12 protein-coding genes are annotated in these 10,588 nt (G+C 68.4%); 3 read left to right on the top strand and 9 right to left on the bottom strand.

The features are described from left to right. The 4 genes from IC63_RS15480 to IC63_RS15465 form a co-directional block, all read right to left on the bottom strand. Positions 1–1,284, bottom strand: a 1,284-nt coding sequence (locus IC63_RS15480) for an AAA family ATPase (RefSeq protein ID WP_232222642.1), incomplete at its 3' end; no start/stop codon positions are given. A 14-nt stretch (positions 1,285–1,298) separates the two neighbouring features. Further along, positions 1,299–1,502, bottom strand: coding sequence for a hypothetical protein (locus IC63_RS15475; RefSeq protein ID WP_036722074.1), 204 nt, complete (start codon positions 1,500–1,502; stop codon positions 1,299–1,301). Beyond that, positions 1,499–1,801: a hypothetical protein gene (locus tag IC63_RS15470; RefSeq protein ID WP_156965520.1), complete on the bottom strand. Its 303-nt coding sequence runs from the start codon at positions 1,799–1,801 to the stop codon at positions 1,499–1,501. Before IC63_RS15470 ends, IC63_RS15475 begins: the two co-directional genes overlap by 4 nt. A gap of 298 nt (positions 1,802–2,099) precedes the next feature. Continuing rightward, positions 2,100–3,326 carry an argininosuccinate synthase gene (locus IC63_RS15465; protein ID WP_036722070.1) on the bottom strand — a complete coding sequence of 409 codons (1,227 nt, stop codon included), beginning with the start codon at positions 3,324–3,326 and terminating at the stop codon, positions 2,100–2,102. A gap of 118 nt (positions 3,327–3,444) precedes the next feature. On the opposite strand from IC63_RS15465, the gene IC63_RS15460 reads away from it, so the two are divergent. Further along, entirely contained in the window at positions 3,445–4,221 is a 777-nt protein-coding gene (locus IC63_RS15460; RefSeq protein WP_036722068.1) for a hypothetical protein, read from the top strand. 39 nt (positions 4,222–4,260) lie between these two features. Beyond that, positions 4,261–5,508, top strand: coding sequence for a threonine ammonia-lyase IlvA (ilvA, locus tag IC63_RS15455; protein WP_036722080.1), 1,248 nt, complete (start codon positions 4,261–4,263; stop codon positions 5,506–5,508). Positions 5,509–5,517: 9 nt separating this feature from the next. On the opposite strand, the gene IC63_RS15450 is transcribed toward ilvA, so the two are convergent. Further along, positions 5,518–5,868, bottom strand: coding sequence for a hypothetical protein (locus IC63_RS15450; RefSeq protein WP_036722065.1), 351 nt, complete (start codon positions 5,866–5,868; stop codon positions 5,518–5,520). A gap of 147 nt (positions 5,869–6,015) precedes the next feature. Here IC63_RS15450 and IC63_RS15445 point away from each other — a divergent pair, with 147 nt between their 5' ends. Further along, positions 6,016–7,275, top strand: coding sequence for a PP2C family protein-serine/threonine phosphatase (locus IC63_RS15445; RefSeq protein WP_052042307.1), 1,260 nt, complete (start codon positions 6,016–6,018; stop codon positions 7,273–7,275). An 8-nt stretch (positions 7,276–7,283) separates the two neighbouring features. Here the strand turns inward: IC63_RS15445 and IC63_RS15440 are convergent, their stop codons facing one another. The 4 genes from IC63_RS15440 to IC63_RS15425 all read right to left on the bottom strand — a co-directional run. Further along, on the bottom strand, positions 7,284–7,940 hold the full coding sequence (locus tag IC63_RS15440; RefSeq protein ID WP_036722063.1) for a L,D-transpeptidase: 657 nt from the start codon (positions 7,938–7,940) through the stop codon (positions 7,284–7,286). Positions 7,941–8,133: 193 nt separating this feature from the next. Continuing rightward, positions 8,134–8,652, bottom strand: a complete 519-nt coding sequence (locus IC63_RS15435) for a SixA phosphatase family protein (protein WP_036722061.1) — start codon at positions 8,650–8,652, stop codon at positions 8,134–8,136. Between the two features lie 88 nt (positions 8,653–8,740). After that, complete coding sequence (gene argB / locus IC63_RS15430) at positions 8,741–9,640, bottom strand: acetylglutamate kinase (protein WP_036722076.1); 900 nt, start codon at positions 9,638–9,640, stop codon at positions 8,741–8,743. Between the two features lie 79 nt (positions 9,641–9,719). Next, a partial coding sequence (locus IC63_RS15425) for a calcium-binding protein (RefSeq protein ID WP_036722059.1) occupies positions 9,720–10,588 on the bottom strand: 869 nt, incomplete at its 5' end.

The raw sequence follows: 10,588 nt of genomic DNA, 5'->3' as shown, positions 1-10,588 counted from the left end.
CGGCGGGCACCCCGCCGCCGGGGGCGGGTGCAACGCCAGGGGTACTAGGGGAGAGTGTCGCCCCCCCGCCAACGGGGGGGCGACACTCTCCCCTAATACCCCTGGCGTTGCACCCTCGTTGCACTCGGCGTTGCCCGGGGGGTTGCACCCTGCTTTTTCGATGTGCGAGCGCGCCTTTGAGCCGGTCCCGTGCTGCCCGATAACGATGGTCCCCCGCGACAGCAGGGCCTCCATCGCCGACGCCAGAGACCGCTTGGTGCAGCCCTCGGACTTCGGATGCTTGGCGAAAAGGGCCGGTGCATAGGTCACGGACGGGGTGGCGCTCACATAGCGCCCCTGGTCGGTGAACTCGGCCAGCAGCGAGAGGAACACCCGTTCGGCTTTGGCCCCCGCGGCCAGCGCGTCCAACCCCTGCGGCTCGGCATCCCGGACGAACACACCCGCCTGCCAGGTGACGGACAGTTCGGCCCCGACGCGGCCATAGTTGGCCTTCTTGGTGGACAGGATGCGCTTGTCGGGGTCGGCCTCGTAGCCGTCCTGCACGATCCGCTCCAGGTAGAGCCTCGACCGGACGCTGTTGTTCCAGGCGGTGCTGCCGCTGGTTCCTGTCCCGCTGGTCAGGCCGGTGAGCGACGGGTGTGACAGCAGGATCACCGCGCATTTCTGGCGCAGGGCGAGGCCGCGCAGGATGCCGATGAACTGGCGCACCGCCGCGCGGTCGTTCTCGTTGGCCGGGAACATGTCGGCCAGCGTGTCCAGCACGATCAGCGACGGCTGTTCCTCGGCCGCCCGCGCCTCGATCTCATCGAACAGCGCCGACTTGACCAGGCCCAGCCGGGCGTCAAGGTTGCTCGCCTCCATCGCCAGCAGGGCGTTTTCGCCCGCCAGCGACCGCAGGGTGAGGCTGCCCAGATCAGCGAGGCGCAGTCCCATCGCCCGGCAGATGTCCGCGAGCCGCATGTGCAGCTCGTCGTCGTCATCCTCGGCCGAGAGGAACAACGCCCGACCTTTCGGCACCCCCTCGTTGATCCACGCCCGGCCGGTGGCTGCGCTGACCGCCAGTTGCAGAGCCAGCAGCGACTTGCCGGTGCCGCCGTCACCGCCGAACAGCGTGACAGTCTTCATGGGCACCATGTTGTGGACCAGCCATTGCCGTTGCGGCACGGGACGGCCTTCCAGATCGGCGGCGCTGTAGAACCGGGACGCCTGACCTTCGGCGGACGGGCCGCCAGCGTCGCGCCGGTAGCCGACCGATTCCTGGTGGCGGCGATCCATGTCAGCCATGTCGGCAAAACTGTTCATCGCGCGACCGCCTCCACCTCGGCAATCACGGCCCGAACCTGATCCCGGTTCTTACAGCCGACCGAATATCCGGTGTCCCGGTGTTCGTTCTTCCAGATGTAGAGGGTGACGCCTTCGCCCTCGTCGTCGGGGTAGAAGTCCACCACGAACGGGCCGATCTGGCGCGAGACCCACATATCGGTGACGGCGTTGGCACTCATGCCCGGCCCTCCGCCAGGAAGTCGATGAAGGCGACCCGATCCTGCGGCGGCATCCGGCGGTAGCAGGCGAGCGCATAGGCTTTCAGCTCGGCCCGCGAAGCCATGTCGGCCCAGAACCCGGCTTCCTCCATGACCCGGCCCATGAAGGCGGGGATCGGCCAGGCGGGGCGGAACTGGTCCAGCAGCCGCTCCAGCAGCCGGGCGCGGATTTCCGGCGGACAATCCGCCGCGGCGTCGGCCAAGGCTATTGCGGCCGCCCGGCGGTTCAGGGTATCATCCCGGTGTTCTGCAATGGACACCAGATCAGCCCCGGTTGCGCCCGCCAGCGCGCCGGGGTTTTCGTTTTCGGGGGTCAGATCACCGCCGAAAAGGTGGTTATCAGGTTCACGGTCCGTTGCCGTTTTGTCCTGATAACTTTTCGGGGCTAGGGCGTTGTTTTGGCGGGGTTCCAGCGGGGCTTTGCAATCCGCTGCGTAACCTCTCCGCCAACCCGCCGCCGTGAGGTGCAGGCCTGATAGGCGAAACCGCCGCGCCCTGCAAGACGGCCCGCCACCCGGGCCGCCGCGAATATCGCCCCGGCCCGACCGGCCGCGCGGCCTACTTCACCCGCGCGTTGCGGTTGCCGATCAGCTTCAGCCGCAGCGCGTTCAGCCGGATGAAGCCCGCCGCGTCCTTCTGGTCATAGGCGCCCGCGTCATCCTCGAAGGTCACATGCGCCTCGCTGTAAAGCGACTGGTCCGACCAGCGCCCGACCGTGTGGGCCGAGCCCTTGTACAGCTTCAGCCGCACCGTCCCCGAGACATACTCCTGCGACTTGTCGATCAGCGCCTGCAGCATCTCGCGTTCGGGGCTGAACCAGAAGCCGTTATAGATCAGCTCGGCATAGCGCGGCATCAGCCCGTCCTTGAGATGACCCGAGCCGCTGTCCAGCGTGATCTGCTCGATGCCCCGATGCGCCTCCAGCAGGATGGTGCCGCCGGGGGTTTCGTAGATGCCCCGCGACTTCATCCCGACAAAGCGGTTTTCCACGAAATCGAGCCGCCCGATGCCGTGCTTGCGGCCATATTCGTTCAGCCGGGTCAGGATCGTCGCGGGCGACATCGCCTGCCCGTCGATCGCCACCGGATCGCCCTTTTCGAAGGTGATCTCGATATATTCCGGCTGGTCGGGCGCCTCCTCGGGGCTGACCGTGCGGGCGTAGACGTATTCCGGCGCCTCTTCGGCGGGGTTTTCCAGCGCCTTGCCCTCGGACGAGGTGTGCAGCAGGTTCGCATCGACCGAGAACGGCGCCTCGCCGCGCTTGTCCTTGGCGATCGGGATCTGGTTCTGCTCGGCGAACTCGATGAGCTTGGTGCGGCTGGTCAGGTCCCACAGCCGCCACGGCGCGATCACCTTGATCGCCGGGTCCAGCGCATAGGCGGACAGCTCGAACCGCACCTGGTCGTTGCCCTTGCCGGTCGCGCCATGCGCCACCGCGTCGGCGCCGTGCTGGTGCGCGAGTTCGACCAGCCGCTTGGCGATCAACGGCCGCGCGATCGAGGTGCCCAGGAGGTACAGCCCCTCATAGACCGCATTGGCGCGGAACATCGGGAAGACATAGTCGCGCACGAATTCCTCGCGCACGTCCTCGATATGGATGTTTTCGGGCTTGATCCCCAGCAGCTCGGCCTTGGCCCGCGCCGGCTCCAGTTCCTCGCCCTGGCCCAGATCGGCGGTGAAGGTGATGACCTCGCAGCCATATTCGGTCTGCAGCCATTTCAGGATAATCGAGGTGTCGAGGCCCCCCGAATAGGCGAGAACGACTTTCTTCGGCGTGCTGGACATGGCGGGCCCCCTGTGAAATCGGGCCGGGAATAGGCCGGATCGCGCATTGTCACAAGGGGCGCGGGCCGGTAATTTCCGGGCCTCGACAGGCGCTCCGACGGGCGGAGGAGAACTGACGATGAAGCCACTGCGAATCCTCAACCACGCGCTGTGGCAGGTGATCGGAAATGCCGGGCAGGTGATGCGCATCATCGCCCTGCCGCTGGCGATCGGGGCGGTGGTGGTGACGCTGGCCCTGCTGCAGATGCGACAGGTTGCGGCCTGGGGGCCGGGCGGGCCGCGCGTCATCCTGCTGCTGCTGGTCCTGGTCGTCCTGCTGCTGACCACCTGGATCGCGGTGAACTTTCACCGCATGGTCCTGCTGGGCGAGCGCTTCGGCTGGCTGCCGTCCCTGCATCGGCGCGAGACGCTGGGCTATGTCCTGCAGTCGTTGCCGCTGATCATCGTGCTGATCCTGGTCGCGCTGATGCTGAGCCTCGTCGGCCTGGGCGTCTCGCGCACGCTGGCCGTCAACGGCGCGCCGCCGCGGGGGCTTGTGACCGGCCTCGGGCTTGTCATGGGCCTGATCGTCTCCACGCTGGGGATGCGTCTGCTGGCCATGCTGCCGGCGCTGGCGATCGGCACCACAATCTCGGGCGCCTTTGCCGCGATGCGCGGCAGCTGGCCGACCCTCGCCGGCTTGGCCGTCCTCATGCAGCTGCTGCAACTGATCGCCTTGGGGGTGCTGCGGCTCGTCGCGGGCGCGATGGTCGGCCCTGGCGGCCACATCCGCCCGGCGGCAGGGCTGACGCTGTTGCTGACGCAACTTCTGCTGCAGGGCGGGCTGGCGCTTGTCACCATCAGCGTCCTGACCACGCTTTACGGCCATTACGTCCAGGGCCGGCCGCTGCGCTGACCCTTGCGAAGCCGCGCGTTTCGCGGCATCGGCGGGGACATGACCAATCGTGCCGCCTCTGTCGCTGCCGCCGAAACAGCCCTGCGGGCGCTGTTCGAACCGACGCCGCTCTTGCGCAACGATCACCTGTCGGACCGCTACGGCGCCGACATCTGGCTCAAGCGCGAGGATCTGACGCCGGTCCGCAGCTACAAGCTGCGCGGCGCCTTCAACGCGATGCGCCATGCCAAGGGCGGCCCGGGGGTGCATTTCGTCTGCGCCAGCGCCGGCAATCACGCGCAGGGCGTGGCCTATGCCTGCCGGCATTTCGGCGCCAAGGGGACGATCTTCATGCCGGTGACGACGCCGCGGCAGAAGATCGACAAGACCGGCCACTTTGGCGGCGACGCGATCGAGATCGTGCTGAACGGCGACTATTTCGACCAGACGCTGAAAGCCGCGCAGGAATATACCGCGCAGCAGGGCGCCATCTTCCTGTCGCCCTTCGACGACGCCCGCGTTATCGAGGGGCAGGCGACCGTCGCGCTGGAGATGCTGGCGCAGATGGACGGCCCGCCCGATCTGGTGGTGCTGCCGGTCGGCGGCGGCGGTCTGGCGGCCGGCATCACCAGCCTGCTGGCCGAGCGCGCCCCGGCCGCCGAATTCGCCTTTGTCGAGCCGATGGGCGGCACCAGCCTGCATGCCGCGCTGGTGGCGGGCGAGCCGGTGACCCTGCCCCGCGTCGACAACTTCGTCGATGGCGCGGCGGTGGCGCGGATCGGCGACCTGCCCTTCGCCATGCTGGCCCGATTCGCGCCCGAGGACGTGATCGCCGCGCCCGAGGACCGGATCAGCGCCACGATGGTCGAGATGCTGAACACCGAAGGCATCGTGCTGGAACCCGCCGGCGCGCTGGCGATCGATGCGCTGCGCGACCTGTCCGACCGGGGCCGGCTGGCCGGCCGGCGCGTGGTGTGCATCGTCTCGGGCGGCAATTTTGACTTCGAGCGGCTGCCCGAGGTGCGCGAGCGGTCGCAGCGCTGGGCGGGGCTCAAGAAATATTTCATTCTGCGGCTGCCGCAGCGCCCCGGTGCCCTGCGCGAGTTCCTGAACCTGCTCGGCCCCGACGACGACATCGCCCGGTTCGAATACCTCAAGAAATCGGCGCGCAACTTCGGCTCGGTGCTGATCGGGATCGAAACCACCGCGCCCGCCAACCTGTCGGCCCTGTCGGATCGGCTTGCTCAGGCGGGGTTCGACTGGCGCGACATCACCGGCGACCCGGTGCTGTCCGAATTCCTGATCTGATCGGGCCCCTTACGCCACCCCCGTGGCGCCCTGCCCCCCCGTCATCCAGTCCAGGTCGCGCAGCAGAAGCTGTTTCGAGGTCGCATAGCTGGCCAGCAGCAGGTCGATTTCCAGTTGGTCGGCCTTGCCGCTGGCCATCAGCTTTTCCCACGTGTCGCAGATCCGGAAGAACGCCGTCAGCCCCAGGTTCAGCGAACAGCCCTTGAGCAGGTTCAAACTGTCCCACGTCACCACCGGGTTGGCCGACCCCAGCGCCATCAGTCCGGCCTCGATCTCGTCCAGGAACATCTCGACCAGCGGCCGGAATTCATCCTCTCCGACCTCGTCGCGCAACGAGGTCACCCGTTCCCAGTCGATCATGCCGCCCTGCCCTTGCCCCTGACCCGCATCGCAGACCCCGTCCGCACCCTTGTCGGGACAGCCTAGCACCGCCGGGCTTCAGAATCCGTAAACAGTTCAAATGCCCGGTTTAACCCGGCCTTCACGCGGAGCGGGCTAGAACAGGGCATGAACCTTGCGAATCGGTCACCGACCCCGGCGGCTTCGACCAGCCTCGCGCGGCTGGTGCTGCTTGCCGATGGCAGCGCGGCGCATCGCCGCCTGATGCGCGTCCAGCTGGAACGCGCCGGGTACCGCGTGATCGAAGCGGCCGATGGCGACACCGCGCTGCGGCTGTGCCGCGAGGCCGCGCCGGACGTGATCCTCTCGGACTGGCTGCTGGGCGGCTGCTCGGGCATCGATCTGTGCCGGGAACACCGGGACATGCCGCGCACCGGCTATGGCTTCTTCATCCTGCTGACCACGCGCAGCGAAACTGCCGACATCACCGCGGGGCTCCAGGCGGGCGCCGACGACTTCCTGCTCAAGCCGATTTCCGGCGCGCAGCTGGTCGCCCGGCTCAACGCCGCGGAACGGGTGCTGGACATGCAGGACACGCTGTCGGCGGCGAACGTCAAGCTGCAGGCCGCGCTGGAACGCCTGCACGAGGCGCGGCGCCAGATCGAACACGACCTGCGCGAGGCGCGAAAGCTGCAGAACGCCCTGATCCGGGAACGCCAGCGCAGCTTCGGCCCGATCCGCGTGTCGCTGCTGATGCGGCCGGCGGGGTTGATCGGGGGCGACCTGGTGGGCTTCCACCAGCTCGACGACCGCACCGTGGGCATCCACGCCATCGACGTCTCGGGCCACGGCGTGGCGGCAGCGCTAATGACCGCCCGCGTCGCCACCCAGATCGAAACCCTGTCGCTGGACCGCCGGATGGCACCTGCGGACCTCGTCGCCGCCCTGAACGAGGCGATGCTGGACGGGATGCAGACCGACAGCTACCTCACCATGATCTATGCCCAGCTCGACATCCCCACCGGGCAAATGCGGCTGGTGCAGGCGGGGCATCCCTACCCGCTGCTGCAGCGGGCCGACGGCACGATCGAACGGGTGGGCGAGGGCGGCCTGCCGGTCGGGGTGATCGCCGGCGCCCGCTATGACCAGCTGGAACTGACGCTGCGCCCGGGCGACCGGCTGCTGACCGTTTCGGACGGCATAACCGACGCGACCTCGTGGCGCGGCGCGCTGCTGGGCGAAGAGGGGCTGACCGCGATCCTGAGGCTCAACGCGCCGCTGTGGGGCTTTGCGCTGATGGAATCGATGTGCTGGTCGGTGTCGGAATTCGCCTCGGGCGAACGCCAGGACGACGTCTCGGGGGTGCTGATCGAATATCTCACCCCCGCGCCGGTGGTCCCGGCCCGGCCCGCGGCCGAGCCGGAATAACCGCCGCGTCAGATCACCAGCACCTGCGTGCCGATCTTGGTCAGCGCGAACAGCTGCTGGATATGCTCGTTATACAGCCCGATGCAGCCGTTCGACGATTTGCGGCCGATCTTGCGCGTGTCGTGGGTGCCGTGGATGCGGTAATACTGCCAGCTCAGCCACAGCGCGTGGGTGCCCAGCGGGTTGTCCGGGCCCGCGGGCACGAAATCGGGCCATTCGGGATTGCGCTTCTTCATGTCGGGGGTGGGCGACCAGGTCGGGCCCTCGACCTTCTTGATGATCTCGGTGCGGCCGCGCCGGGTCAGGTCGTCGCTGACCGGGATCGAGGTCGGGTACAGCCGGAACACCGACTCGTCCTCGGACCAGAAGCTCAGCGCGCGCGAGGTCAGGTCGACCAGGATCGCGCCGTTGCTCAGGTTGTCGAAATACGGCCGCCAGTCATGCATGCGAAAGCTGGACTGGTTGCGGCGATTGTCCTGGGTGTCATACTGGACCACGCCCGCATCGGGGGCGGCGCCAGCGGCCGGCGCGCCCTGCAGGGGCTGGCCGGTATAGGGATCGACCGCCTGCGCCGCGGCGCTGCCGGCCACCGCCGTCGCACCCAGCGCGGCGGATGCGGCAAGGAAGCGCCGCCGGTGAATGGCGGGGTGCCTGGTCGAATTCATGGTGAACTCCTGCTCCTGTCCTGCCGGACGCCTTGGGCGGCGCTCTCTCGGCGATTCTGGCTCGATTACCGGACCAGCAGATAGGCGGAGTGCCGCCGATTGCAATTCACAGCGCCGTAACTGCGCCGTTTCGCCAACGCTGTGCGGCGTCACGGTCACAATCGGGGGGCAGGACGTGGCCGAATCGGCGCGGTCAGGGGCGGCCGTCCATGCGCACGAAGTCAAGCACGCTGCCCTGCCCCGACCGGACTTCGGCCCAGCTGGCGGCCTGGAAATCCAGCACCAGCGTCGCCGCCGTGGGATAGCGTCGGAATTCCGGCGACAGCGGCGGGCGGGCAGGCAGCATCGCGGCGAACTCGGCGATCCCGGGGTTGTGCCCGATCATCATCACCGTCGGCGCCGTCGCCGACTGCAGGACCCGCAGCATCACGTCGGGCGAGGCGTGATACAGCTGCGGTTCCAGCCGCAGGTCCGGCCGGGTCTCGAACACCGCTTCGGACACCCGCTCCCATGTTTCGGCGGTGCGGCGGGCCGAGGAGCACAGCACCTCCTCGGGGTCATAGCCGCGGCTGGCGAGCCAGTCCCCGAGCGCCCGGGCCGAGCGGCGGCCGCGGTCGTTCAGCGGGCGGTCGTGATCGGGCAAAGTGGGATCGTCCCAGTCGGATTTCGCGTGGCGCGTCAGGATCAGGCGGCAATGTCCGGGCGGTGTCATCCTGGTCCTTTCCCCAAGCGTGCCGGGACAGACTGCCACCCGGTTCGGCAACCCGCAAGCGCCTCGTGCGGCGGGATTTTCTGGCGTGTCACAAGCCGCTGCCGCCCTGCCGCAACCCGTGCGGCTTGACCCGCGGCTCGGTCGACCGGATCAGGCTGCCGGCGCCCTGTTCGGTGAACAGCTCCAGCATCGTCGCATGGGGCACGCGGCCGTCGAGTATCACCACGGCGCGCACCCCTTCCTCGAGCGCCTTCAGCGCGGTCTCGGTCTTGGGGATCATGCCGCCGGCGATGGTGCCGTCCGCGATCATGGTGCGGATCTGGTCGGGATGGATCTGTGTCAGCACCTGCCCCGACCCGTCCTTGACACCGGCCACGTCGGTCAGCAGCAGCAGCCGGTCGGCCTGCAGCGCGCCGGCGATGGCCCCCGCCGCGGTGTCGCCGTTGACGTTGAAGGTCTCGTTGTCGGCCATCCCGGTCGCCACCGGCGCGATCACCGGGATAAGGCCGGCGATGTACAGATCGCGGATGATCTGCACGTTCATTTCCACCGGCCGGCCGACGAAGCCCAGCTCGGGGTCGTCGGCCTCGCACACCATCAGGTCGTCGTCCTTGCCGGAAATGCCGATGGCGCGGCCGCCGGCATCGTTGATCGCCTGCACGATGCGCTTGTTCACCAGCCCCGACAACACCATCTCGACCACCTGTACGGCCTCCTTGGTGGTCACGCGCTTGCCGCGGACAAAGCGGCTTTCGATCCCCAGCCGGTCCAGCAGGTCGTTGATCATCGGGCCGCCGCCATGGACCACCACCGGGTGGATGCCGACCTGCTTCATCAGCACGATGTCGCGGGCGAATTCCGCCATCGCTGCGTCGTCGCCCATGGCGTTGCCGCCGAACTTGACCACGACGACGGCCCCCGCATAGCGCTGCATATAGGGAAGCGCCTCGGCGAGCGTGCTGGCGGTGGTGACGAAATCACGGTTCATGTTCTGCTGTCTCATCCGGCGGTTCCCTGGGGTACGGGGCGACGCTAGGCAAAGCGCCGCACGACGTCCAGAGCGGGGGTCACAGGATGAAATCGCTGCGCGCCAGCGCGCCGATCCCCAGCAGGCGGATTTCCATGTCCGCCTGACCGTCGCCATCGCCGTCGATCAGGACGACGACGGTGTCGTCCGACCGCGTCCAGACCGCCTCGCCGGCGGTGCGGGTCAGGCCGCCTTCGGCCACCGAGACGATACCCAGCGCCGACAGGTCGATCCGGTCCTGGCCCGACACGAAGTCGGCGATGACGTCGGGCGCGGCCGGCGCGGCATCCTCGAACGCGGCGAAGATGAAGAAGTCGGCGTCGTCCCCGCCCTCGAGCGTATCGGCCCCCGCGCCGCCGGACAGATGGTCGGCGCCGATTCCGCCGAGGATGAGGTCGGCGCCGTCGTCGCCCTGCAGCGTGTCGTCGCCCCAATCCCCGACCAGCACGTCGTTGCCCGCCCCGCCGGTGATCAGGTCGTTGTCCCCCTGCCCGGCCAGGTGGTCGTCGTGATCGCCGCCCGCCAGCGTGTCGGCGCCGGCCCCGCCGCGCAGCATGTCCGCGCCCTGTCCGCCCAGCAGCAGGTCATTGCCCGTGTTGCCCCAGATCGAATCCTCGCCCCAGCCGCCGTCGAGCGTGTCGTTCCCGGCGCCGCCGATGAGGATGTCGCGCCCCGCCTCGCCGAAGTGCAGGTCGTCGCCGACGTCCCCGGCCAGCGTGTCGTCCCCGGTCCCGCCGATCAGCCGGTCGTTGCCCGCCCCCGCATACAGCTTGTCGTTCTCGGAATGGCCGCGCAGGGTGTCGTCACCCTCTGCGCCGATCAGGACGTCGCGTCCGCGCCCGCCCATCATCACGTCGTTGCCGTCGTTGCCGGCAAGACGATCATCGTCATCGCCGCCCCAGATGGCGT

This window comes from Paracoccus sphaerophysae (genome assembly GCF_000763805.1).
In the GTDB taxonomy this organism is placed as follows: domain Bacteria; phylum Pseudomonadota; class Alphaproteobacteria; order Rhodobacterales; family Rhodobacteraceae; genus Paracoccus; species Paracoccus sphaerophysae.
The sequence above is the reverse complement of the archived record's forward strand: the minus strand, read 5'-3'. Positions and strand labels throughout refer to the sequence as shown.